The sequence below is a fragment of the Actinokineospora iranica genome, assembly GCF_900101685.1.
In the GTDB taxonomy this organism is placed as follows: Bacteria; Actinomycetota; Actinomycetes; order Mycobacteriales; family Pseudonocardiaceae; genus Actinokineospora; species Actinokineospora iranica.
Genome location: NZ_FMZZ01000002.1, coordinates 92,414 through 115,660, shown reverse-complemented (window position 1 = coordinate 115,660; position 23,247 = coordinate 92,414). Strand labels below are relative to the sequence as shown.

Genomic DNA, 23,247 nt, shown 5'->3' with positions numbered 1-23,247 from the left:
TCACGGCCTCGTCAGGGATTCGTAGGTGTCGGGCCTGCGGTCGCGGTAGAACGCCCACAGGTCGCGCACCTCGGCGAGCAGGCCCATGTCCAGGTCGCGCACGACGACCTCCTCATCGGTGTCCGACGCCGCGTCGCCGACGAGCTGGCCGCGCGGGTCGGCGAAGTAGGACTGTCCGTAGAAGTCGTTGTCGCCCAGCGGTTCCACGCCGACCCGGTTGATCGTGCCGACGAAGTACTCGTTGGCCACCGCCGCCGCGGGCTGCTCCAGCCGCCACAGGTACTCCGACAGGCCGCGGCTGGTCGCCGACGGGTTGAACACGATCCGCGCGCCCGCCAGGCCCAGCGCCCGCCAGCCTTCCGGGAAGTGCCGCTCGTAGCAGATGTAGACCCCGATGCGGCCCACGGCGGTGTCGAACACCGGATAGCCCAGGTTCCCCGGGCGGAAGTAGAACTTCTCCCAGAACCCCTTCACCTGGGGGATGTGGTTCTTGCGGTGCTTGCCCAGGTAGGTGCCGTCCGCGTCGATCACGGCGGCGGTGTTGAAGTAGACGCCGGGCTGCTCCTGCTCGTACATCGGCACGATGAGCACCACGCCGTGCCGCTCGGCCACCTCGCACATCAGCCGCGTCGTCGGCCCGTCCGGGATGCCCTCGGTGTAGGCGTAGTAGTCGGCGTCCTGCACCTGGCAGAAGTACGGGCCGTAGAACAGCTCTTGCAGACAGACGACCTGCGCGCCCTGGGACGCGGCCGTGGCGATCGCGTCGACCGCGTTGGCGGTCATGGACTCCTTGTCGCCGGTCCAGCGCTGCTGCACCAGTCCGGCGCGGATGATCTCAGACACGTGCCTCTCCTCCTTGTGCACGGGGACCCCCGCGGGGACAGCATCGGTCGGGACAGCTTCGGTCGGGACGGCGTCGGTCGGGACAGCACCGCGCGACCTCCGTGGCCGCCAAGGCGCGGTGATTCCGGCAGGCGTCGAACCAGTACCGGCCGCCCGCGCGGTAGGGGTGGGCGATGTCGCGGTCGGTGCGCACCACCAACCAGTACCCCGCCACGAGCACGCCCGCCACCGCGGCGGGCGGCGTCGGGTTCCCCATGGCGTCCCCGTAGCGCACCCGGCCGTCTGGCTGGGCGGTCTGACTGGTCCGCTGGGCCGGTTGCGCCATCGCCTGCTCCGCTGCTCGTGGATCAGAGTTTCATTCCGGCATCCTTGGGGCAGCCGAACTCACCCGGCAGTGTCACTGTGTTCAGTCTTGCCCCGCACGCCGCACACAGTGCCCGTTGCGGCGGGCGTGCGGGCTGTGGTTCGCCGCCCGCGTCAGGCGGGCAGGGCGGCGGGTGAGTCGTGACCAGGCGGGATGTCCGTTCGGCGAGAAAAGCGGGAATTCGACTTTCTGGATTCCCGTGCGGCTGCCCGCTCATTCCGCCAAACGCGTGAACTATGTCGAAAGCTCACCGGTCGGCAGGAGAGGCGGAGGTCGGTCTGCTCGGTGAGTTCGTGAAGGCGGGCACCGGCATGTTCAGCTGCGAAGGGATCAAAGAGATCGCGTCGCAAGGTTTGCAGGCGTTCGTCAGTATCACTGTGCAGCTGGAAGAGATTTCTCTTGAAGGCAGTGAAGCGGCCAAGGTGGTCGATGCCTACAGCAAAGGAAGAAATCGGCTTCGAGAGTGGTTCCAAGACGGCCTGGACCAGCTCCGGACGTGGATTGAGAAGCAGGAGCGGATGTTTGACGGCGACGATGTTCCACTGTTGGCTCCGTTGCCCGCGCTGATCGCGATAGTCGTTGTGAAGGCCGGGTGCTCGGCGGACCAGGTTCCGCCATCACCGACGCCTACCAGCACCGTGGAGACTCCGCGGCCGACCAGCGCGCCGGTAGTGACCCGTGCGCTGGCGCCGCCGGTCGCGGACCAGTGTGCCGTTGTCCCGGTGGAATCGCTGCGTGATCTCGGTGTTTCCTCAGCCGGGGAGCCATTCGGGTTCGCGAAGGACAGCCTGTACCGCGTGTGGCCTGGCAGCCCGGGGTTTGTCCTGCTCAGCGTGCGGTTCGACGCGGTTGGCGACCCGCTCGCGGCGGCGTACGCCGAGAGCATGAAGAAGACTCACCCAGGCGGCGACCAGCGTTGGTGGATGTTGTTCGAGCCGATCACGGTGCGCGGTCAGCCCGCGGTGAAGCGGTCGCCGAGTGCGGACGGCGCGCGGCTCTGCGAGGTCGTTGTCGGGTTGGGGCAGGGAAAAGGGGTTGTGGTGCACACCGGCGCCGACCTCGGCGCCGACGATTCCGTCCCGCAGTGCCCGTGCGCCGTCGAGGTCGCCGAGAGCGTCGTGGGTGGTCTCGCCCCCTGATCCCGGCGCCTCAGAGCCCGGCCAGCAGCGACTCGACGTAGTCCTTCGCGGATCTCGGTCGGGTGAGGGGCGCGCCCTGGCCTGCCCACAGGCTCATCAGGCCGGGCTCGCCCGCTTGGCGGATCGGCGCCATCACCGTGCTTTGCACCGGGTACCCGGGCACGGAGTCCTCCTGGTCGGCGAGTTCCCGGGTCATACGGTTGACGATGGTGCGGGCGTGGCGGCCGGTGAACAGGCGGGTCAGGGTGGTGGATCTGGCGGCCGCGCTGTGCAGGGCCGCCTTGTGCGCCGCGGACGCGCCGGATTCCTTGGTGGCCAGGAAGCCGGTGCCGATCTGGACGCCGTCGGCGCCCAAGGCCAACGCCGCCGCGACGCCGCGGGCGTCGGCTATGCCGCCCGCGGCGATCACCGGGATCGGCACCGCGTCGGCGACCTGGGGCACCAGGGAGAAGGTGCCCACCAGTGATTCCCCTACCGGGCGCAGGAATGCGCCGCGGTGGCCGCCCGCGTCGCTGCCGGAGGCGACGACCGCGTGCACGCCCGCCGCGGCGAGGGCGACGGCCTCGTCGACGGTGGTGGCGGTGCCGACGGTGACGATGCCGCGGTCGCGGGCCTCGGTGATCGCGGCTTCGGGCGGGACGCCCATCACGAAGCTGATCACCGGGGGCGCCGCGGCCAGCAGGGCGGCGAGTTGGGCGTCGAAGTCGGGCAGGAACGGGCCTGCGCCGTCGGGGTCGGGTGCGCCGACCTCCGTCAGGTAGGGCCGGACGCGGTCGACGTGCCGGGCGAACTCCGCCGCGTCGGGGACCGTGTCCTCGCCGGGGTGGGGCACCCACAGGTTCACCGCGAACGGCTTCGCCGTGGCCGCCCGCAGATCGGCGACCAGGGCGGTGATCCGCTCCGGGCCGAGGAGGTGCGCGCCGAACGAGCCCAGCCCGCCCGCCTCCGACACCGCCGCGGCCAGCGCCACCGACGACAGCCCGCCGCCGAAGGGACCCTGCGCGATCGGGTGCTCGATGCCGAACAGCGCCCTCATCGCGCGCCCGCCAGCGCGCGCCTGCCGTGCGCCACCTCCAGGGCCGCCGTCGCGACCCGCGCGCCCAGGTGCTCGGCGGTGCGCAGGTCGGCGTCGGCGGGCGCGGCGTCCGGGCCGAGGTCCGATGGGGACTGCGCCATCGCGCCGAGGAACGAGCCGAGCCGGTTGAGGTCGTCGGCCGAGCCGTCGGCGCGGAACAGCCAGCCCGGCGGCAGGCCCAGCGGCACCCAGGTCATGCCGTGCTGGGCGGCGAACAGCGACAGCGAGGTCAGCACGGCGAGTTTGTCGCCGTTGACGCTCGCCGAGTTGGTGAATCCGGCGGCGAGTTTGCCCTGCCAGCCCTGGTCGGTCCAGACCCCGCCGCTGGCCTCGGCGAAGGTCTGGAACGCCGCGGACTGGCTGCCCATGTAGGTGGGGGAGCCGAAGATGATCGCGTCGGCCTCGGCCAACGCGGCCCAGAGCGCGTCGTCGATGACGGTGACGTCGAGCAGGACCGCCCGCGCGCCCGGCACGGCCTCGACGCCCGCCGCGACGGCCGCGGCCTGGCGGGCCGTGTGCCCGAACCCGCTGTGGAAGGCGACCGCGACGGAGACCTCACTGGACATGGACATGGGAATACCCCTCTCGCTCCGGTCGGCGGGCCCGTGACCCGACCGCCGCGATGAACGCTAGACGACCGGTCAACTACCCCGCAAGGCCGAATAGTTGACCGCCCGTATACTGGGCGCGTGGGACGGACGAGCACCGCCCGGGACCGGCTGATCGACGCGGCGGGCACGCTGATGGGCGATCGGGGCTACGCCGCGCTCGGCGTCGCGGAGATCTGCGCGCGCGCCGACGTGCGCAAGGGCAGCTTCTACCACTTCTTCGAGTCCAAGCAGGCGCTCACGGTCGAGGCCGTCGAGGCGCAGTGGCAGCGGCGGCGCGCGACCTGGCTGGACTGCCTCGGCGGCGATCTCCCCGCCGTGCGGCGGATCGAGCGGCTCGTCCGAGCCCAAGTGGACAGTCAGCGGGCCGACAAGCGCGACATCGGCGCGGTGCAGGGCTGCCTGTTCGGCAATCTCGCCTTGGAGCTGAGCAATTCCGACGAGGTGGTGCGCGCCCGGGTCGCCGAGGTGTTCGACGCGCAAATCGCCCTGCTCACCGCCGCCCTGCGGGACGCGGAAGCCGAGGGATCGATTCCGCCCGGCGCGGCCACGCCCGCCACGGCGCGCTCCGTGGTCGCCCAGATCGAGGGCATGGTCCTGTTCGCCAAGCTCGCCAACGACCCCGACGTGCTCGACAACCTCTGGCCGCAGACCGCCCTGCTGCTCAGGATCGACGGCGCGGAGAGCGGTTAGGCGTCGACCCGGGCGCCCGCTTCCCCGTACACGGCCGCCGCCGTCGCGCCGACGAAGTCCGCTGGGAAGCCGGGGGTGAACTCGGCGGTGGCCTCCAGCCGCCGGGCCGCGTCCTCGGGCAGGGCGAGGTCGAGGACACCCAGGCTGTCGGCCAGCTGCTCGTCGGTCCGCGCGCCCAGGATCGGGTGTATCGCGCGGGACCGGGTGCGAATCCACGCCATCGCCACCTGCGCGGGCGTCGCGCCCAGCTCGGCCGCGACCGCCCGCAGCGCGTCGGCGGTGGGGCCCGGCTCGCGCGTCAGGGAGCCGTGGCCGAGCGCGTTCCACGTGGCGACGGTCAGCCCCATGCCCTCGGCCATCGGCAGGATCTCGCGCTCGATGTCGCGCTGGATGAGGTTGTAGGGCACCTGCACGGCCGCGAACGGCGTCCAGTCCCGGCATTCGGCGAGGGTGTTGGCGCGGGCGGTCACCCAGGCGGGCGCGTCGGAGATGCCGACGTGCAGGATCTTCCCGGCCCGCACGGCGTCGTCGAGGGCGCGCATGGTCTCCTCGATCGGCGTGAGCGGGTCCCAGATGTGCGCCCAGTACAGGTCGATGTAGTCCGTGCGCAGCAGCCGGAGGCTGGATTCCAGCGACAGCACCAGGTTCTTGCGGTGGTTGCCCGCCGCGTTCGGGTCGGAGCCGTCCCGGCTCATGGTGTACTTCGTCGCCAGCACGAAGCGGTCGCGGCGGCCCGCGATGATCTCGCCGACGATGGCTTCGCTGTCGCGGTAGGCGTTCGCGGTGTCGATGACATTGCCGCCCGCGTCGGCGTACCGGTCCAGCACGCGGCGGCTCTCGTCCACCGTGGTGAAGCGCATCGCACCGAGGAAAAGCTCGGAAATCCGCAGCCCGGTCCGGCCCAGCAGTCGGTAGCGCATGGTCCCCCTTGGTCGTTGCAGCCGCATCCTATGCCCGTGGCCGCACGTCGACCGCCAGCAGCGCGACGTGCAGGGACAGCACGGATTCGGGGTCGGACAGCGAAATCCGGAGAATCTGCTCGATCCGCGCCAACCGCTGGTAGTACGCCGTCCGCGACATGTGCGCCGCCGCCGCTGCCGCCGACTTGTTGCCGCCGTGCGCGCAGTAGTGGCGCAGGGTGTCGAGCAACCGGCTGCCGTGCGCGGCGTCGCGGGCGATGAGCGCGCCCAGTTCCCGGTCGGCGAACGCGGTCACCCGGTCGTCGTCGGCCAGCAGGTGCAGCAGCCCGCGCAGCCGCACGTCTTCCAGGCGGTGAAAGGGCTTCGCCGAGGTGGACCGGGCCGCCGCCTGCGCCACGTGCGCTGCTTCGACCAGGCTCCGCCGGGCCTGCGACACCGCGCCGACCGTGGTGCCGATGGCGAGCACCACCGGCTGGTGGATCTCCCGGGCAAGCCGGTTGAGGATGCCGGTGACGTCGGCCTGCGGGGTCAGCGACAGCAGCGCGCGGACGCTGGTGTCGTCCACGATGCCGACCAGCGCCGCGACCCGGGCCCGGCGCGCGGCCAGCGCGGTGGCCTCGGCCAGGTCGCGCAGCACCTCCTGGGTGGCCATCGCGGGCGCGACGGCGACCTGCGCCGCAGGCCGCAGCGACACCCCGACCAGCCTGCGGTTCTCCAGCGGCACACCGAGTCCGGTCGCCCGCGCCACCAGGTCGGCGGGCGGGGTCGGCGACGCCAGCAGCTCGGTCAGCAGCGTCCGGTGCGCGTGCCGCTCCAGGCCCTCGCGCTCCCGGGCGGCCAGCCGGTGCACGGCCAGCGCCGACGCGGCCCGCTCGACGACCACCACCTGCCGGTGGTCGGGCGGCGCCGGGCACAGCAGCACCAGCCGCCCCCAGTCGTTGCCGCGCGCCCCGACGACGGTGACCAGCCAGCCCGCGTCGGCGTGGTAGGCGGTCCGCTCGGCCACGGTCACCGCCCGCGAGCGCGCCGCCCAGTCGGTCAGCAGCTCACCCAGCAGCTCGCCGGGGGCTCCCGCGGTGTCGTAGGCGAGCACGTCGTGGCCCAGCGTCTCCAGCACGACCGGCAGCCCGGACGCCCGCGCCACCTCCCGCAGCACCTCGGCGGGCTCGGCCCCGGCCACGGTCAGCGCGGTGAACGTCTCGTGCACCCGCTCGGCCGCGCGCAGCTCGGCCACCTGCGCGTCCACGATCAGCCCCACCACGGCCTCGGTCACCGCGACGAACCGCGTCTCCCGCGCCAAGGTGATCAGCGGCAGCCCCTGCCGCTCGGCCGCGGCGGCCAGCGCGGCGGGCACGGCGTCGCTCCAGTGCCGCACCAGTTCCACGACCAGCCCCGCCGCCCCGACGCCCGCCAGCTCGTCCACGTACCGGGTCAGCGCCTCGGCGTCGTCGGGCAGCGCGATGCCGGTGGTGAGCACGAGTTCGCCGCCGCGCAGCAGCGCGGCGATGTCGGCGACCTCGGCCGCGTGCACCCAGCGCACCCGGTTCGCCAGCCCGGCCGCGCCAGCGACGACCCGCGGGGCGCCCTGCCGGACCACCGGCAGGGCCAGCGCCTCGGAAACCGTCGGATACATCTACACAGTGTAGGAATACATACTGCAAAGTGGCACCTGCTCCACCGATACACCTTGTCCATGGCGTCCGAGTCACCGGCCGGTCACACTCGGCCCATGGCCGACACCCAGCACCCACCGCTGATCGACCGCCACCGGGCCGTGCTGCCCTCCTGGCTCGCCCTCTACTACGCCGACCCGATCGAGATCGTCCGCGCCGAAGCCAGGCGGGTCACCGACGCGACCGGAAAGACTTACCTGGACTTCTTCGCGGGCATCCTCACCAACGCCATCGGCTACGACATCGCCGAGATCAGCGACGCGATCCGCCGCCAGGTCGACAGCGGGGTGCTGCACACCTCGACGCTGTACCTGATCCGCGGGCAGGTCGAGCTGGCCGAGAAGATCGCGAAGCTGTCGGACATCCCCGACGCCAAGGTGTTCTTCACCAACTCCGGCACCGAGGCCAACGAGACCGCGCTGCTGCTGGCCACCCAGTTCCGGCGCAGCAACCAGGTTCTGGCGCTGCGCAACTCCTACCACGGCCGCGCGTTCGGCGCGCTCGGCGTCACCGGGAACCGGGGCTGGTCGGCGAGTTCACTCTCGCCGGTCAAGGTCAGCCACGTGCACGGCGGCTACCGCTACCGCAGCCCGTTCGGCCATCTGTCCGATGTGGACTACATCCGCGCGTGCGCAGACGATCTGCGGGATGTGCTGCGGACCACCACGTCCGGGGACGTGGCGTGCCTGATCGCCGAGCCGATCCAGGGCGTCGGCGGCTTCTGCTTCCCGCCGGACGGCCTTTTCCGCGCGTTCAAAGAGGTGTTGGACGACTACGGCATCCTGCTGGTGTCAGACGAGGTGCAGACGGGCTGGGGGCGCACCGGCGAGCACTTCTGGGGCATGGACGCGCACGGGGTGACCGCCGACATCATGACCTTCGCCAAGGGGCTGGGCAACGGCCTGGCGATCGGCGGCCTGGTCGCGCGCGGGGACGTCATGGACTGCCTGACGGCCAACTCGATCTCCACCTTCGGCGGCAACCCGGTGGCCGCCGCCGGGGCCAACGCCGCGCTGGATTACCTGCTGGACAACGACTTGCAGGCCAACTGCGCCAAGCTCGGCGGCCGGCTCGTCGCGGGGCTGCGCGAGATCGCGAGCAGGAGCCCGGTGATCGGGGATGTGCGGGGCAAGGGACTGATGATCGGCGTCGAGTTCGTCGAGCCCGGCGGCAGGGAACCCAACCAGAAGGCGGCGGTCACGGTGCTGGAGAAGACCCGCGAGCTCGGGCTGCTGGTCGGGAAAGGCGGGCTGCACGACAACGTCATCCGCCTCGCCCCGCCGATGACGCTGACCGAGGACGAGGCCGACGAGGCGCTCGACATTCTCGCCCGCGCCATCGAGGTGGTCCGATGAGCATCACGCACTGGATCGACGGCAAGCCATGGACCGGGCCCGCCGCCCGGACCGGCGAGGTGTTCAACCCGGCCACCGGCGAGGTCGCGGCCACGGTCGGCTTCGCCGGTCCCACCGAGATCGAAGCGGCCGTCGCCGCCGCCCGCGCGGCGTTCCCCGCGTGGCGCGACGCCTCACTGGCCAAGCGGTCGTCTGTCCTGTTCGGATTCCGCGAGCTTGTCAACGCCCGCAAGGCGGACCTGGTCGACATCATCACCGCCGAGCACGGCAAGGTGACCGACGACGCGGCGGGCGAGGTGCAGCGCGCGCTGGAGGCGGTGGAGTTCGCCTGCGGGGTGCCCGCGCTGCTCAAGGGCGGCTACAGCGAGAACGTCAGCGCCCGGGTGGACGTCTACTCGATCCGGCAGCCGCTCGGCGTGGTCGGGGTGGTCTCGCCGTTCAACTTCCCGGCGATGGTGCCGCTGTGGTTCGTCCCGAACGCGGTGGCGTGCGGCAACTGCGTTGTGCTCAAGCCGAGCGAGAAGGACCCGTCGGCGTCGGTGTTCATCGCGGAGCTGTTCGCCGAAGCGGGCCTGCCCGACGGCGTGCTCAACGTCCTGCACGGCGACAAGGTGGCCGTCGACGGCCTGTTGGAGCACCCGGACGTGCGGGCGATCTCCTTCGTCGGCTCGACCCCGATCGCCCGCCACGTCTACGAAACCGGGACGCGGCACGGCAAGCGCGTGCAAGCCCTGGGCGGCGCGAAGAACCACATGGTCGTGCTGCCCGACGCCGACCTCGACCTGGCGGCTGACGCGGCGGTGTCGGCCGGGTTCGGCTCGGCGGGGGAGCGGTGCATGGCGGTGTCGGTGGTCGTCGCCGTCGACCCGGTCGGCGACGAGCTGGTGGCCCGGATTCGCGACCGCATAGCGAAACTCAAGGTGGGCGACGGCCGCCGTCGCGGTTGCGAGATGGGCCCGCTGGTCACCGCGGCGCACCGAGATCGTGTGTTGTCCTATGTGCATGGTGGGGCGGCTGAGCTGGTAGTCGACGGCCGCGACCACGAGATCGACGGCGCCCCGGGCGGGTTCTGGCTCGGCCCGACGCTGTTCGATCACGTCACCCCGGACATGCCCCTCTACACCGACGAGATCTTCGGGCCCGTGCTGTCTGTCGTGCGTTCATCGTCCTATTCGGACGCGCTGGATCTGGTCAACACCAACGCGTATGGCAATGGCACGGCCATCTTCACCAACGACGGCGGCGCGGCTCGGCGGTTCCAGAACGAGGTCGAGGTCGGCATGGTCGGGGTGAACGTCCCGATCCCCGTCCCGGTGGGCTACTACTCGTTCGGCGGCTGGAAGGACTCCCTGTTCGGCGACACGCACGCCTACGGTCCCGACGGCGTCCACTTCTTCACCCGGACCAAGGTCGTCACCAGCCGCTGGCTCGACCCGTCCCACGGCGGGGTGAACCTGGGCTTCCCGCGCAACACCTGAGCCTGTGCCCCAAGAGGAAAGGGCCGTCCCGCGTGGGACGGCCCTTCCCCTCTCCCCCTCGACAGGTCAGCTGATGCGATCGATCACCTCTTTGGCCGCGTCGACCGGGATGCTGAACCCGATGCCGACGCTGCCCGCGGCCCCGTCCGGGCTGGACACCGGCGAGTAGATCGCCGAGTTGACGCCGATCACCCGGCCCGCGGTGTCGAACAGCGGCCCGCCGGAGTTGCCCTGGTTGATCGACGCGTCGGTCTGGATCGCCTGGTACGACACCCCACGTGAGCCCCGGCCCGACGGGATCGTCACGTCGCGGTCGAGAGCGCTGACGATGCCCGTGGTCACCGTCCCCTGCAACCCGGCGGGCGAGCCGACCGCGATGACCTCGTCACCCACCCGGACCTGCGACGAGTCACCCAGCTCGGCTGGCGTGAGCCCTTGGACTCCCTCGGCCCGCACGACCGCGAGATCCGTGCTGGCGTCGGTGCCCACGACCTCGGCGGCGGCGGTTTTGCCGTCGGAGAAGACGATCTGGATCTCGCGGGCGCCCTGGACGACGTGGTTGTTGGTCAGGATACGGCCGTCCGAGGACAGGACCACCCCGGAACCGACACCTTCCGCGGTGGCCGTCCGCACGTTGACCTGCACGACACTCGGCAGCACCTTGGCCGCGATCGCGCTCACGTCGGTCGGCGCGTCGGCCGAGGCAGGCGCGGCGGACGCGCTCCGTGTGCCAACGGCGGGCGCGTCGTCGGACCCGAGCGCCGCGCCTGCCACGCCCCCGACCAACCCGGCGCCGAGCACCGAAGCGGCCACCAGCGCCACCAGGCCGCGGCGGGTTTTGTTGTGCGGCGGCGTCGGGTAGGGCGGGTAGGGAACTTGCTGCTGCTGTGGAGGGGGGTAGGAGTTCATGCCTCAAGAGTGCGACCCGATCTTGAGAGCCACCTGTGAGGCAGCCTGGGATAGACCAAGAATCAGTTAATGAGTTCCTGAGCAGGCCAGGGGTAGGTGAGTTGTCGCAACCCAGGGGGCAAATCTGGGGTTCTGGCTGCCGGTGAGCTTGATCGTTATGCTCCCGGGCGGCCTCCAAGCGCGAGAATGGCCGATGACGTGACGAGCCAAGGAGCCTGGTGTGACCTCTGACGCCATCGAAGGACCGGTCCCGGCGTCGGGCGGACCGGGCCAGCCGCTCCTTGATCTGTTGGACAAGGCCATCGGCGTGCAGGCGCCGCTGGTTCGCAAGAACATCGCCCGCGCCCGCCAGCGCAACCCGCAGGCGTCGCCTGCGGAGGTCGTCCGCACGCTGGAGCGGATGTATGTCAGCGCCCTGGCGGGCACGGGGGCCGCGGTCGGGGCCACGGCCGCCGCGCCCGCTGTCGGCACGGGAGTCGCGCTGGCGCTGTCGGCGGGCGAGTTCTTTTCCTCGCTGGAGTTGAGCACCCTGTTCGTGCTCTCGGTGGCCGAGGTCCACGGGGTCCGGCTCGATGAGATCGAACGCCGCCGGACGCTCGTCATGGGAATCCTGCTGGGCCAGTCCGGTTCCGAGACCATCATCGGCAAGATCGCCGAGCGCACCGGTCAGCACTGGGGCCGCCAGATCGTCGGCAAAGTGCCCACGGCGACCCTGCGCCAGATCAACAGCGTCCTGGGCCGGAACTTCGTCACCAAGTACGGCACCAAGCAAGGGATCGTCGTGCTCGGCCGGGTGGTCCCGTTCGGCATCGGCGCGGTGATCGGCGGTGGCGCCAACGCCACCGTCGCCGCCCTGGCCGTCCGGGCCGCCCGGCGCGCGTTCGGCCCGGCGCCGCGGTCGTGGCCGGAGCCCGCGCATGAGCCGCCGCCGGGCGTCGTCCCGGGGATCGTGCTGGAGCCCGCACCCGAGTCGGACCCGGAATAGCTCGGCGACAGGTCCGACATGGGGCCGTTGACCTGGGCGGATCGGAGTTATCCACAGGCTCGCCGCCACGAACTGCCGGGAGTCGGCGATCCCGGATAAGTTGTCGGTGTGACCACGCAGACCCCGACCAGCGAGACCTCGTTCCTGCGCCTGCAGGCCAGGACCCAGCGCTTCACCCTCGGTTCGCCGCGGGAGTTTCGGATCGCGCCGGATGGCAGTCATCTGTTGTTCGTGCGTTCCGGGTCCGGGGAGGACCGGACGCATGTGCTGTGGCAGCAGGATCTGGCCTCCGGGCAGGAGACGCGGCTGGGTGACCCGGCGGTGCTGCTCGGCGGCGCGGAGGAGCTTTCCGCCGAGGAGCGGGCGCGGCGGGAGCGGGCCCGGGAGCAGGGCGGCGGCGTGCTGGGCGTCGCGACCGACGCGGCCGTGCGGGTGGCGGCGTTCGCGTTGTCGGGGCGGTTGTTCGTGGCCGACGCGCTGACGGGGGAGGCGCGGGAGCTGGCCACGGCGACGCCGGTCGTCGATCCGCGGCCTGATCCGACCGGGGCGCGCGTCGCCTACGTGGCAGGGGACGCGCTGCGGGTGGTCGGGGTCGACGGCTCGGCGGACCGGGCGGTGGCCGAGCCCGACGGTGACGGGCGGGCCTGCGGGGTGGCCGAGTTCATCGCCGCAGAGGAAATGGGGCGCACGCGCGGGTACTGGTGGTCGCCGGATGGCACGCGGCTGCTGGTCGCGTTCACCGACAGCCGCGATGTGCACCGCTGGCACATCGCCGACCCGGCCAACCCGGCCGCCGCGCCCACCACGGTGGCCTATCCCGCCGCGGGCACGCCGAATGTGAAGGTCAGCCTGGCCGTGGTGGGGCTCGACGGCGGCCGGGTCGACCTGGACTGGGACGGGGTCGACCTGCCGTACCTGGTCACCGCGCACTGGTCCGGCAACGGCAGGCCGCTGATCGCCGTGCAGTCGCGTGACCAGCGCACGGTGGAGATCCGCGCGTTCGACCCGGACACCGGGGCCACCGAGGTCCTGCACACCGAGACCGACGACACCTGGGTCGAGATCGCCCCCGGCGTGCCCGCGTGGACCACGGACGGCAGGCTGGTCCGGATCACCGCCCGCGACGGCGCCAACCGGCTCGTCGTCGGGGACGCGGAGGTCAGCGGCGGCCTCCAGGTCCGCTCGGTGCTCGACGTCGGCGACGACGTGCTGTTCACCGCGTCGGCGGACGACCCCACGCAGGTCCACGTGTACGCGGCGGACGACGCGGGGGTCCGGAAGCTATCCACTGTGGACGGTGTGCACTCGGCGACCCGGGGCGGCGACATCACGGTGCTGACGTCCTGGTCGCTGGACTGGGCAGGCCCGAAGATCGCGGTGCTGCGCGGCGGCGAGCAGGTCGGCGAGGTCCGGAGCCTGACCGTCGAGCCGCCGCTGACCCCGGACGTGCGGCTGCTCTCCGTGGGGGAGCGGGGCCTGCGGGCCGCGCTGCTCTACCCGAGCGGGCACGTGCCCGGCAGCGGGAAGCTGCCCGTGCTCCTCGACCCGTACGGCGGCCCGCACGCCCAGCGCGTCCTGTCCACCCGCAACGCCTACCTGCTTCCGCAGTGGCTCGCCGACCAGGGCTTCGCGGTCCTCATCGCCGACGGCCGGGGCACCCCTGGGCGCGGCCCGGACTGGGAACGCGAGATCGCGTTCGACCCCGCCGGGGTGACTCTCGCCGACCAGGTGGACGCCCTGCGCGCGGTCGCCGCCGAGCACCCCGACCTCGACCTGGGCCGGGTCGCCATCCGCGGCTGGTCCTACGGCGGCTATCTGGCGGCGCTGGCCGTGCTCCGCGCCCCCGAGGTGTTCCACGCCGCTATCGCGGGCGCCCCGGTCACCGACTGGCGCCTCTACGACACCCATTACACCGAGCGCTATCTCGGGCATCCCGACGAGCGCCCGGAGGTCTACGACCGCAACTCGCTCATCGACGACGCGCCCAAGCTCGACCGGCCGCTGCTGATCATCCACGGCCTGGCCGACGACAACGTCGTGGTCGCCCACTCGCTGCGGCTGTCCAGCGCGCTGACGGCGGCGGGCCGCCCGCACGCCCTGCTCCCGCTGCCCGGCGTGACCCACATGACCCCGCAGGCGGACGACGTGGCCGAGAACTTCATGCTGCTCCAGGTCCGCTGGCTCAAGACCGCGCTCGGCCTGCACGGGTGATGTGGCGCGGTCAAAGGAGTAGCGCCACCGACGAGTTATGAAACGCACTTCGGTTTCGCGGTCCGGGCGCAGGTAGGGTCGCTGGAGCAGAGATCAGGGAGGTCGCATGTCGAGCCAGGGTGTGTCCAGGTGGGGCATCACATTGCCGCTGACCGGGGTTCCCCTGGCCACGCACCGGGAGTTGGTCCGGGAGTTGCCCGATCTCGGCTACACCGATGTGTGGACGGCGGAGACCGCGGGCACGGATGCCTTCACCCCGCTCGCCCTCGTCGCAGAGTGGGCGCCGACGCTGCGGCTGGGCACCGCGATCGTGCCGGTGTTCACCCGTGGGCCCGGCCTGCTGGCGATGAGCGCCGCGACGATCGCCGAGCTCGCGCCGGGGCGGTTCGCGCTGGGCATCGGGACGTCCTCGCCCGCCATCGTGGAGGGGTGGAACGGCGGTGAGTTCACCGAGCCGTTCAAGCGGACCCGGGACACGCTGCGGTTCCTGCGTGCCGCGCTGGCCGGGGAGAAGGTCAGCGAGACCTACGACACCTTCACCGTGTCGAAGTTCCGCCTGGAGCGCCCGCCCGCCGCCCCGCCGGAGATCATGCTCGCCGCGCTGCGCCCCGGGATGCTGCGGCTCGCCGCGCGCGAGGCGGACGGGGCGATCACCAACTGGCTCGCCGCGGCCGACGTGCCCAAGGTGCGCGCCGAGATCGGCCCCGACGCCGAGCTGGTCGCCCGGATCTTCGTCTGCCCCACCGAGGACGCGGAGGCCGCCCGCGGCCTGGGCAGGCTGTTGATCAGCAGCTATCTCACCGTGCCGGTCTACGCGGCCTTCCACGACTGGCTCGGCCGCGGCGACCTGCTGCGCCCGATGCACGAGGCGTGGGCGGCGGGCGACCGCAGGGGCGCGAACGCCGCCATCCCGGACACCGTGGTGGACGACCTGATCGTGCACGGCTCGCCGGAGGCGTGCCGCGAGCGGATACAGTCCTATGTGGACGCCGGGCTCACCACCCCGGCGATCGCGGTCCTGCCCACCGGCGCGGACCCCGCCGACCTGGTCCGTGCCCTGGCGCCGAAGCGGTAGGCCCAGCAAGATCCCCAGGGTGTCACCCGGTGGGGGCGGGCGCCCGAGGACGCCTATCCTCGGCAGGTAAGGCAACCCTAAGAAAGGCTGGGAATGACGTTTTCGCAGAGCGCCGCGCAGGACGCGCCCATGCGGGTCGCCGCGCTGGGCGGGGACCCGGGGCCCGCGGCGCTCGCCGGGGCGAACGCGGTGCGCGAGCTGGTGTCCATCGCGCTCGACGCCTTGGTCGAAGGCGTCCGGGCGCGCGGCGGGCCGGTTCCCGCAGGCGGACCCGCCGCGGTCGGGGAGGCGGTGGCGCGACTGGACCCGTGGGCATCGGCCGGGGTCGGCGCCGAGACCGCGATCACCGAACTCAGCACCGTCCTCGCCGCCGGTTCCGCCGACCCGGTCGACCCGTGGTGCGCCGCGCACCTGCACTGCCCGCCGCTGGCCGTCGCCGCCGCCGCGGACCTGGTGGCCAGCGTGCTCAACCCGTCGATGGACTCCTGGGACCAGGCGCCCGCGGCCACCGCCATCGAGCAGGGACTGACCGAGGGCCTCGCCCGGCTCTGCTACCCGAACGCCGAACGGCCCGACGCGCTGGTGACCACCGGCGGCACCGAGTCCAACCTGTCCGGGCTGCTGCTCGCCCGGCAGGCCGCCGCCGCGCGCGGCCCGGTCGTGCCGGTCTGCGGGCGCAACTCCCATCACAGCGTCGCCCGCGCCGCCTGGATTCTCGGGTTGCCCGCGCCCATCCCGGTCGACTGCGTGGGCGACCGGATGAACCCCGCCGCGCTGGCCGAGGTCCTGTCCGGGCTCGCCGCGCCCGCCGTCGTCGTGGCCACCGCGGGCACCACCAACAGCGGCGCCATCGACCCGCTGGAGGAGATCGCCGACCTCGCCCGCGCGGTCGGCGCGTGGCTGCACGTGGACGCGGCCTACGGCGGCGCCCTGCTGCTCAGCGACCGGCGCCCGAGTCCGCTCACCGGCCTCGACCGCGCCGACTCCATCGCCTTGGACCTGCACAAGCTGGGCTGGCAGCCGATCGCGGCCGGGGTGCTCGCCTGCCGGGACGCGGATCTGCTGCGGGTCCTCGACGTCCGCGCCGACTACCTCAACGCCGACGACGACACCGAGGCGGGCCTGCCGGACCTGCTCGGCCGCTCGCTGCGCACCTCGCGCAGACCGGACGCGTTCAAGATCGCCGTCACCGTCCGCGCGCTCGGCCGCGCCGGTCTTGGCGAACTGGTCGACCGCTGCCGCGACACCGCCGCCCGGGTCGCGAGCGCCGTCACCGCCCACCCCGACCTGCGGCTGTGGGCCGAGCCGACCCTGTCGACCGTGCTCCTGCGGCCGCTGGCCGCCGACGAGCTGGAAGCCGAACTCGGCCCCGACGCGGGCGACGCGCTCGTCGCCGCTGTCCGCCGCGGCCTGCTCGACGACGGCGCGGCGGTGCTGGGCCGGGCGACCCTCGCCCCGTTCAGCGAAGAGGGCTGGGACGGCCGGGACCGCCTGTGGCTCAAGCTGACCCTGCTGCACCCGCACGCCCAGGAAAGCGACTACCTGCCCTTGCTGGACCTGATCGCTTTGCGCGCGCGGCAAGAACTGGCGGCGCGGTGAGCGTTCCGTTAGACCTCGTCGGTGTCGGCATCGGCCCGTTCAACCTCTCGCTCGCGGCGCTCGCGTCGTCGGTCGAGGGGTTGCGCGCGCGGTTCTACGAACGGCGGCCGGAGTTCCGCTGGCATCCCGGCCTGCTGATCGACGGCGCGAACCTGCAAGTCCCGTTTCTCGCCGACCTGGTCTCGCTGGTCGAGCCGACGCACCCGCTGTCGTTCCTGAGCTACCTGCGCGAGCGCGGCAGGCTGTTCCCGTTCTACTTCGCCGAGCGCTTCCACATCCCGCGCGCGGAGTACGACGACTACTGCCGCTGGGCCAGCGAGCGGCTGCCGTCGTGCCGGTTCGGCCACGACGTCCAGAAAGTGCGCTGGTCGGCCGAGCACGGCGCGTTCGAGGTGGACGTGCTGCCGTCGGGCACCGTGCTCAGCCGGGCCGTGGTGTTCGGCGTCGGCACCGAGCCGGTGCTGCCGGAACCGTTGCGGCGGCTCAAGGAACGCGGGTCGGCGACCGTGCTGCACTCGGCGGATTACCTTGGCGCGCGGGATGAATTGCTGGCGCTGCCGGATGTGACCGTCGTCGGGTCCGGGCAGTCCGGCGCGGAGGTCTTCCTGGATCTGTTGCGCCGCAGGGCGGGTGGGCTGCGGTGGATCGCGCGGACGCCCGCGTTCGCGCCGATGGAGTACTCGAAACTCGGGCTTGAGCAGTTCACCCCCGACTACACCCGGTTCTTCCACGGCCTGCCCGAGGCGACCCGCGACGCGCTGGTGCCCGCGCAATGGCAGCTGTACAAGGGAATCAGCGCCGAGACGATCGGCGCGATCCACGACGAGCTCTACCAGCGGACCGTCGGCGGCGGCTGGCCGGACGTGACTCTCACCCCTGGGGTGGCCGTGGTCGCGGCCGAGCGGGCGGGAAACGGTGTCGAGCTGACCGTCCGGCATGAGCAGCAGGGGGCCACCGCCGCGCTGCGCACCGACGCGGTGGTCTGCGCGACCGGCTACGCCGAGCGCGACCTCGACGTCCTGCTCGGCCCGCTGGCCGGGGAACGGGACGGGTCCGGGCGGGCCGCGGTCGACGCGGACTTCCGGGTCCGGCTGCGGCCGGAGATCACCGGGTCGGTGTTCGTCCAGAACGCCGAACGGCACACCCACGGCGTGGGGGCGCCGGACCTGGGGCTGGCGGCGTGGCGCTCGGCGACGATCCTCAACGCGGTGTGCGGCCGGGTGGTCCACCCGCTCGCCGAGCGCACCGCGTTCACCACGTTCGGTTTGGCGGAGCAGGGACGGAGGGCGACGTGACGGCTGCGTGGCGGGACGCGGGTGCGCTGGTGGTGCACAAGATGCTGGGCGAGCTGAGCTACGAGGGCCTGCTGCGGCCGGAACCAGACGGTGCTGATTCAAGCGGTGCTGAGTCCGACGGTGCTGGCGCGGCTGACGGATACCAGCCGTGGCGGCTGGAGCTGGTCGGCGGCGCGGTGTACCGGTTCGCGGCGCGGCGCGGGGCGTTCGAGTCGTGGGCGGTGCGCGCGGGCACGGCGACCCGCGACGGCGAGCCAGCCGACGACCCGCGCACGCTCGTGGTCGACGCGCGCAAGGAACTCGGCCTGACCGGCCTGCGCCTGGCCGACGTGCTCGCCGAGCTGACCGCGACGGTGGCCAACGAGGCGGCGCGGCTGGCGGACCCGCCGACCGCGGCCGAACTGGTCGCCGTGGACTACGACGCCGCGGACGGCTGCCTCACCGGGCATCCCCGCCTGGTGCTGAACAAGGGCCGGGTCGGCTTCTCCGCGAGCGACCGCGCCCGCTACGCGCCCGAAGCCGGTGCGGGATTCGCGCTGCCGTGGCTGGCCGTGCACCGGGACTACGCGCAGTTCCGTTGTGTGGCAACGCTGTCGGAGGAACGGCTGCTCGCCGAGGAACTGGGCGCGACCAAGGTCGCCGAGTTTCGGTCGCATCTGTCCGATCCGGACAGTTACGTGCTGATGCCGGTGCACCCGTGGCAGCTCGATGAGATCGTCGGCACCCTCTACGCCGCCGAACTCGCCAAGGGAACCGTTGTCCCGGTCGGCTACAGCACCGACCGCTACCGTCCACACCAGACAGTGCGGACGCTGGCCAACGCCTCGCACCCGACCCGGTTCGACGTGAAGACCGCGGTGTCGGTGCGCAACACCCTCGTCTACCGGGGCCTGGCGTCGGCGGCGACGCTCGCCGCGCCGGAGGTCACCACGTGGCTGCGGGCGGTGCACGAGGACGACGAGCTGCTGCGCGACCGGTACCGGTTCGACCTGCTCGGCGAGGTCGCCAGCGTGTCCGTGCTGCACCCGCTGTTCGGCGCGATCGAAGAGCTGCCGTACCGGTTCCACGAGACGCTGGGCGCGCTGTGGCGGGAGCCGATCCGCACCCGGGTCATGCCGCAGGAGCGGGCGATCTCCTTCGCCGCGCTGCCCTATCGCGGCCCGGACGGGGAATCGGTGATCGCCCGGCTGATCCGCGGGTCCGGAATGGACACCGAGGACTGGCTGCGCCGCACGCTGGACCTGCTGCTCACCCCGCTGCTGCACTGGCTGCTCGCGCACGGCGTCGGATTCTGCCCGCACGGCCAGAACCTCATCCTGGTCACCGACACCCGCGGCGTCCCGCACCGGGTGGCGATCAAGGACTTCGCCCAGGGCGTCGACCTGCTCGACGAGCCCGTCGCCGCCTACGACCTGCTCGGCCCGGCGGCGAAGGCGGACATGCTGCGCTGGCCCGCGCACCTGCTCGCCCAGTCCCTGTTCAGCTCCGTGTTCGCCGGGCAACTCCGTTTCCTGGCCGAGATCCTGCAAGACGAACTCGACTACCCGCGCCCCCGCTTGTGGGCGCTGGTCCGCGAGATCGTCGGCGCGTACCGCGACACCCACCCCGAGACAGCGGCCCGGTTCGACGCCTGCCGCCTGTTCGCCCCCGACGTCGAGCGCGTCTGCCTCAACCGGGAACACCTCGCAGGCCAGGGCTTCGACAAGATCGACCGCGACGACGAGTTCGACGTCCGCTTCGGCCGCGCAGCCAACCCACTGGCAGGCCCGGATCCGGACGGCGCCTGGTGACCGCGCCGAACTCGGCGCTGTCGGGCGGGATCGACCATCGCCGCCCGGTTGGGGCGCGCACTCTTGCCGCCCGCGCGCAGGCGGCCACCGCGCTGTCGGGGGCGCTGCGCGCCGCGGTCGCCGCGGGCAGTGTGCGGCGGATCGTTTGTCTGGTGCCTGATCCGCACGCCCGGTTCGCGGCGGTCGAGTTGAGCGCGGAGTTCTTTGTGGACACTGTGCTTTCGTCCGGCTACGGCCTCTGCTCCTATGTGTTCGGCTGGAGTCCGGAGCGGGAGGCGGTCAACGCTCCCGCGATAGACCAGTTCCTCGGCGGCTACGGCGATCTGCGCCTGCGCCCCGACCTGGCCACCCTCGCCCCGTCCCCGGCCGACCCCGCCACGTGGCTGGTGGTCTGCGACGTCGAGTGGCCGGACGGCCGCCCCGTCCCGGAGGCGCCGCGCACCACCCTGCGCGACCAACTCGCCGCGGCGGAGAAAGTCGGCCTGGTCCCGTCGGTCGGGGTGGAGCACGAGGTCACCTTCACCACCCCCGACGGCGCCCCGCTCACCACCGCGGGCTTGGACTACGCCGTCGGCGCCCTGTCCCCGCTGACCGCCGTGCTCGACCAGGTCAACCGCGCCGTCGACACCCTCGGGTTGGGCCTGGAGTCCGCCCGCGGCGAATGCCACCCCGGCCAGTACGAGATCGTGCTGCGCCACCGTGACGCCCTGGCCGCCTGCGACGACGCCATGCTGCACCAACTCGCCGTTCGCCAGGCCGCCGCCGCCGCGGGCGTCCGCGCGGGATACCTCGCCGCCGAGCGGTCCGGCGCGGGCAGCTCCTGCCACATCCACCTGTCCCTGGCCGACCCCGCGGGCCTCCCGCTGGTCGCGGGCGCGCACCCGACCGAGCCGTCCACCCTGTTCGGCCACTTCCTCGCGGGCGTCCTGCGCGCCGCCCCCGACCTGACCGCGTTCTGGGCCCCCACCTGGAACTCCTACGTGCGCCTGCGCACGGCCCCGTTCTCGCCCCGCACGCTGCGCTGGGCCACTGACGACCGCACCGCCGCGGTGCGCCTCGCGGGCCACGGCCCGTCCCTGCGCATGGAAGCCCGCTTCGCGGGCGCGGACGCCCAGCCGCACCTGGTCGTCGCCGCCCTGCTGGCCGCTGGCCTCTCCGGCGTCGACGACCGCCTTTCCCTGCCCGCGGAAGGAAAACTGGTCGGCGACCTCGCCAGAACCCCGTGGGAAGCCCTGCACCGGCTGACCACGTCGAAGCTGGCCGTCCCCCTGCTCGGCGAGGCCGCCGTCGAACACCGCGCGGCCATGCTCGGCGAGGAACTGGACACCGCCCTGGACACCGTCACCCCCTGGCACCGGGCTCGGGGCGACCTGCGGAGTTAGCCGCCGATGAGGATGCTGAGCACGAGGCGGTTCTGGAACCGGCCCGCCCAGTCCCACTCCCGGTGCCAGCTCTGCGCCGGGTCCTCGGTGCCGTACATCTGGAAGTACCACTGCGGGTCGCCGCTGCTGAGGGTGTCGTTGGCGGCGTGGCGGGCGAAGTTCTCCATGGTGATGTAGTCGCCGCCGCTGCGGGCCACCACCGCGCCGAAGTGGAAGTCCAGTGACCCGGAGGTGGAGTCCTCCCGCAGGGCCTTGATCATCAGCACGTCCCCGATCTGCGGTGGCGGGGTGAACTCGTCGAGCTTGAAGCGGCGGACCGCGGCGGTGTAGCCCGGGGTGTCGCGCAGGGCCATGGTCTCCTGGATCATCCCGGCCAGCACCTCGGTGTACTCGTCGGTGCGGTCCCGGTGGGCCGGGTCATCCCACCGGGTGCTCTGCACCGCGTTCCGCGCCTGCGCCAGCGTCCGCTTGCGATCGCGGCTGGAGGTGTCGGTCAACTCGCCGAGGACGTCGGCGATGGCGGCGAAGTACCGCTCCACACCGGTCTCGGGAAGCCCGCGCCTGCCCGAGACCGAGGTGGCGATCTCGTTGCACCGCTGGGCCAGGCGGACGTCGAGTCCGCGCTCCACCACCCGGCCTTCCAGGAAGGTGTCATGGGTGACCACCGGCTCCACCTGCCAGAGGATCACCTCATCCTCACCGGTTTTGATCTTGAGGAACCTGCTCGTCCTGCGCAGTTCCAGGAAGTTGCCGCTCGCGGCCTTGGCCAGCGTGACCAGGCCCTTGAGGTTGGCGTTGGCCTCGGCGATGCGCCGCTCGGTGGCGAAGAACGCCTTCGCCTGGATCTGGGTGTCAGCCGACCCGCTGTCCTCGATGGCGAGATCTCGCTTGGCCGAGATCCGCAGCGGCACTGCCCCCCGGTAGCGCAGGTTGATCTCGCCGCCCGCGTCGACGTAGCTGTCGCCGATCCGCTCCTGGGCCGGGAAGAAGTCCGCACTCGCCTCCTGCGCCGACTGGGTGCCCTGGACGGGATAGGCCGCCTCCCCGGGGTGCACGACGACATAGCGCTGGACCTGCGGCTGGTCGGCGAGCATCCGCGCCACCGTCGCGTTTCCGGCGGTGCGTTGCAGCCCGAGCAACGCGGTCGGGGACACCGGGTCCGCCTCGGGCTCTGCCTTCACCGCGCGACGCGGCGCTCGCTGCTCGTGCTCGGCCCCGTCCTGCTTGAACATGAGGGCAGACTGCCGACTCGCGCTGGTCACCGGAAGGGACGGAAGGGCAGTGGTCTGGCCTTCCCGTTGCCCCTAGTCGCGGGGTTGGCGCACCCGAAACCGGAGCCGGGTGCTGGCGTGGTCGACCTCGGGCGGGTGCTGGTCGGTCCGGATCACCGGGCCTTCGGCCACCCCGGCGACGGTCTGCTGCCAGAACCGCATGGCCGGGGCGTTGTCGTGGTCGACGGACAGCGTCCACTCACCCGGGTGTCGGGAGAAGAGCCGCCGGGCGGCGCCGCGGCCGACACCGGAGCGGCGGCGCCCACGCGCGACGAAGAACTCGGCGACATTCCAGCAGCCCGGGTCGACATCGCCACGGGCCATGGCGAAGCCCGCGAGGGCGCCCGCGACGGTGATGAGGTAGGCCTCGCGGGCGGGTTCGGTGAAGTAGCTGTCGAGGTAGCGGTAGACGAACGTGCCGTGCGGTGTCAGCTCGCCTGCCCGGATCTCGGCGAAGTCGTGCAGGTAGAACTGCAGCAGGTTCGCGAGGACCGGCTTGTCCGGTTCGTGCACGGGTGCCAGATCGATGCTCACCGGGGAAGTGTGGCAGTGCCGAAAAACAATCAAGCACGAATGCTTGAA

20 protein-coding genes are annotated in these 23,247 nt (G+C 72.2%); 11 read left to right on the top strand and 9 right to left on the bottom strand.

All coding sequences use genetic code 11. The features are described 5' to 3' along the window. Together BLS56_RS05790 and BLS56_RS30430 are read right to left on the bottom strand one after the other, a co-directional pair. Nucleotides 1–843 (bottom strand): nitrilase-related carbon-nitrogen hydrolase, encoded by an 843-nt coding sequence (locus BLS56_RS05790; protein ID WP_091448900.1) that lies wholly within the window; start codon nucleotides 841–843, stop codon nucleotides 1–3. Continuing rightward, complete coding sequence (locus BLS56_RS30430; RefSeq protein ID WP_139190532.1) at nucleotides 836–1,168, bottom strand: cytosine permease; 333 nt, start codon at nucleotides 1,166–1,168, stop codon at nucleotides 836–838. The genes BLS56_RS05790 and BLS56_RS30430 overlap by 8 nt, the downstream gene beginning before the upstream one ends. Nucleotides 1,169–1,443: 275 nt before the next feature. Between BLS56_RS30430 and BLS56_RS05785 the strand changes: the two genes are divergently transcribed. After that, entirely contained in the window at nucleotides 1,444–2,346 is a 903-nt protein-coding gene (locus tag BLS56_RS05785) for a DUF3558 domain-containing protein (protein ID WP_091448899.1), read from the top strand. 10 nt (nucleotides 2,347–2,356) lie between these two features. On the opposite strand, the gene BLS56_RS05780 is transcribed toward BLS56_RS05785, so the two are convergent. After that, nucleotides 2,357–3,382: an NAD(P)H-dependent flavin oxidoreductase gene (locus BLS56_RS05780; RefSeq protein WP_091448898.1), complete on the bottom strand. Its 1,026-nt coding sequence runs from the start codon at nucleotides 3,380–3,382 to the stop codon at nucleotides 2,357–2,359. Further along, a complete protein-coding gene (locus BLS56_RS05775) occupies nucleotides 3,379–3,987 on the bottom strand; it encodes a flavodoxin family protein (RefSeq protein WP_091449255.1) in 609 nt (202 codons plus the stop codon). Before BLS56_RS05775 ends, BLS56_RS05780 begins: the two co-directional genes overlap by 4 nt. A gap of 123 nt (nucleotides 3,988–4,110) precedes the next feature. Between BLS56_RS05775 and BLS56_RS05770 the strand changes: the two genes are divergently transcribed. Next, nucleotides 4,111–4,722, top strand: coding sequence for a TetR/AcrR family transcriptional regulator (locus BLS56_RS05770; RefSeq protein WP_091448897.1), 612 nt, complete (start codon nucleotides 4,111–4,113; stop codon nucleotides 4,720–4,722). On the opposite strand, the gene BLS56_RS05765 is transcribed toward BLS56_RS05770, so the two are convergent. Then, nucleotides 4,719–5,642 carry an aldo/keto reductase gene (locus tag BLS56_RS05765; protein WP_091448896.1) on the bottom strand — a complete coding sequence of 308 codons (924 nt, stop codon included), beginning with the start codon at nucleotides 5,640–5,642 and terminating at the stop codon, nucleotides 4,719–4,721. The genes BLS56_RS05770 and BLS56_RS05765 overlap by 4 nt on opposite strands. 28 nt (nucleotides 5,643–5,670) lie before the next feature. Beyond that, nucleotides 5,671–7,275, bottom strand: a complete 1,605-nt coding sequence (locus BLS56_RS05760) for a PucR family transcriptional regulator (protein WP_091448895.1) — start codon at nucleotides 7,273–7,275, stop codon at nucleotides 5,671–5,673. A 96-nt stretch (nucleotides 7,276–7,371) separates the two neighbouring features. Here BLS56_RS05760 and BLS56_RS05755 point away from each other — a divergent pair, with 96 nt between their 5' ends. Together BLS56_RS05755 and BLS56_RS05750 are read left to right on the top strand one after the other, a co-directional pair. Continuing rightward, a complete protein-coding gene (locus tag BLS56_RS05755) occupies nucleotides 7,372–8,670 on the top strand; it encodes an aspartate aminotransferase family protein (protein ID WP_091448894.1) in 1,299 nt (432 codons plus the stop codon). Further along, nucleotides 8,667–10,148: a CoA-acylating methylmalonate-semialdehyde dehydrogenase gene (locus BLS56_RS05750; protein WP_091448893.1), complete on the top strand. Its 1,482-nt coding sequence runs from the start codon at nucleotides 8,667–8,669 to the stop codon at nucleotides 10,146–10,148. Before BLS56_RS05755 ends, BLS56_RS05750 begins: the two co-directional genes overlap by 4 nt. A gap of 66 nt (nucleotides 10,149–10,214) precedes the next feature. On the opposite strand, the gene BLS56_RS05745 is transcribed toward BLS56_RS05750, so the two are convergent. Next, nucleotides 10,215–11,057 carry a S1C family serine protease gene (locus tag BLS56_RS05745; RefSeq protein ID WP_091448892.1) on the bottom strand — a complete coding sequence of 281 codons (843 nt, stop codon included), beginning with the start codon at nucleotides 11,055–11,057 and terminating at the stop codon, nucleotides 10,215–10,217. Between the two features lie 220 nt (nucleotides 11,058–11,277). Here BLS56_RS05745 and BLS56_RS05740 point away from each other — a divergent pair, with 220 nt between their 5' ends. The 7 genes from BLS56_RS05740 to BLS56_RS05710 all read left to right on the top strand — a co-directional run bounded on the left by BLS56_RS05740 (nucleotide 11,278) and on the right by BLS56_RS05710 (nucleotide 21,394). Continuing rightward, nucleotides 11,278–12,042 carry a hypothetical protein gene (locus tag BLS56_RS05740; protein WP_228771412.1) on the top strand — a complete coding sequence of 255 codons (765 nt, stop codon included), beginning with the start codon at nucleotides 11,278–11,280 and terminating at the stop codon, nucleotides 12,040–12,042. 108 nt (nucleotides 12,043–12,150) lie between these two features. Next, the gene (locus BLS56_RS05735; protein WP_091448891.1) at nucleotides 12,151–14,253 is read left to right on the top strand and encodes a S9 family peptidase; all 2,103 of its coding nucleotides are present in this window, start codon (nucleotides 12,151–12,153) and stop codon (nucleotides 14,251–14,253) included. Nucleotides 14,254–14,374: 121 nt separating this feature from the next. Next, nucleotides 14,375–15,328, top strand: a complete 954-nt coding sequence (locus tag BLS56_RS05730) for an LLM class F420-dependent oxidoreductase (protein WP_091449254.1) — start codon at nucleotides 14,375–14,377, stop codon at nucleotides 15,326–15,328. Between the two features lie 93 nt (nucleotides 15,329–15,421). Then, a complete protein-coding gene (locus BLS56_RS05725) occupies nucleotides 15,422–16,927 on the top strand; it encodes a pyridoxal phosphate-dependent decarboxylase family protein (protein WP_456049121.1) in 1,506 nt (501 codons plus the stop codon). Beyond that, the gene (locus BLS56_RS05720) at nucleotides 16,924–18,222 is read left to right on the top strand and encodes a lysine N(6)-hydroxylase/L-ornithine N(5)-oxygenase family protein (RefSeq protein WP_091448889.1); all 1,299 of its coding nucleotides are present in this window, start codon (nucleotides 16,924–16,926) and stop codon (nucleotides 18,220–18,222) included. Before BLS56_RS05725 ends, BLS56_RS05720 begins: the two co-directional genes overlap by 4 nt. A 41-nt stretch (nucleotides 18,223–18,263) precedes the next feature. Further along, entirely contained in the window at nucleotides 18,264–20,012 is a 1,749-nt protein-coding gene (locus tag BLS56_RS05715; RefSeq protein WP_091449253.1) for an IucA/IucC family protein, read from the top strand. Further along, on the top strand, nucleotides 20,009–21,394 hold the full coding sequence (locus BLS56_RS05710; protein ID WP_228771411.1) for a glutamine synthetase: 1,386 nt from the start codon (nucleotides 20,009–20,011) through the stop codon (nucleotides 21,392–21,394). Before BLS56_RS05715 ends, BLS56_RS05710 begins: the two co-directional genes overlap by 4 nt. On the opposite strand, the gene BLS56_RS05705 is transcribed toward BLS56_RS05710, so the two are convergent. Next, nucleotides 21,391–22,626 (bottom strand): hypothetical protein, encoded by a 1,236-nt coding sequence (locus BLS56_RS05705; protein ID WP_091448888.1) that lies wholly within the window; start codon nucleotides 22,624–22,626, stop codon nucleotides 21,391–21,393. The genes BLS56_RS05710 and BLS56_RS05705 overlap by 4 nt on opposite strands. Nucleotides 22,627–22,698: 72 nt before the next feature. Continuing rightward, on the bottom strand, nucleotides 22,699–23,199 hold the full coding sequence (locus BLS56_RS05700) for a GNAT family N-acetyltransferase (protein WP_091448887.1): 501 nt from the start codon (nucleotides 23,197–23,199) through the stop codon (nucleotides 22,699–22,701). Between the last annotated feature and the right edge of the window lie 48 nt (nucleotides 23,200–23,247).

Excerpts from the sequence above, each read along its gene's own strand:
- BLS56_RS30430 (WP_139190532.1), bottom strand. The coding sequence starts at position 1,168 with ATGGCGCAACCGGCCCAGCGGACCAGTCAGACCGCCCAGCCAGACGGC.
- BLS56_RS05785 (WP_091448899.1), top strand. The coding sequence starts at position 1,444 with ATGTCGAAAGCTCACCGGTCGGCAGGAGAGGCGGAGGTCGGTCTGCTC.
- BLS56_RS05780 (WP_091448898.1), bottom strand. The coding sequence starts at position 3,382 with ATGAGGGCGCTGTTCGGCATCGAGCACCCGATCGCGCAGGGTCCCTTC.
- BLS56_RS05775 (WP_091449255.1), bottom strand. The coding sequence starts at position 3,987 with ATGTCCAGTGAGGTCTCCGTCGCGGTCGCCTTCCACAGCGGGTTCGGG.
- BLS56_RS05765 (WP_091448896.1), bottom strand. The coding sequence starts at position 5,642 with ATGCGCTACCGACTGCTGGGCCGGACCGGGCTGCGGATTTCCGAGCTT.
- BLS56_RS05760 (WP_091448895.1), bottom strand. The coding sequence starts at position 7,275 with ATGTATCCGACGGTTTCCGAGGCGCTGGCCCTGCCGGTGGTCCGGCAG.
- BLS56_RS05755 (WP_091448894.1), top strand. The coding sequence starts at position 7,372 with ATGGCCGACACCCAGCACCCACCGCTGATCGACCGCCACCGGGCCGTG.
- BLS56_RS05750 (WP_091448893.1), top strand. The coding sequence starts at position 8,667 with ATGAGCATCACGCACTGGATCGACGGCAAGCCATGGACCGGGCCCGCC.
- BLS56_RS05745 (WP_091448892.1), bottom strand. The coding sequence starts at position 11,057 with ATGAACTCCTACCCCCCTCCACAGCAGCAGCAAGTTCCCTACCCGCCC.
- BLS56_RS05725 (WP_456049121.1), top strand. The coding sequence starts at position 15,422 with ATGACGTTTTCGCAGAGCGCCGCGCAGGACGCGCCCATGCGGGTCGCC.
- BLS56_RS05715 (WP_091449253.1), top strand. The coding sequence starts at position 18,264 with ATGCTGGGCGAGCTGAGCTACGAGGGCCTGCTGCGGCCGGAACCAGAC.
- BLS56_RS05705 (WP_091448888.1), bottom strand. The coding sequence starts at position 22,626 with ATGTTCAAGCAGGACGGGGCCGAGCACGAGCAGCGAGCGCCGCGTCGC.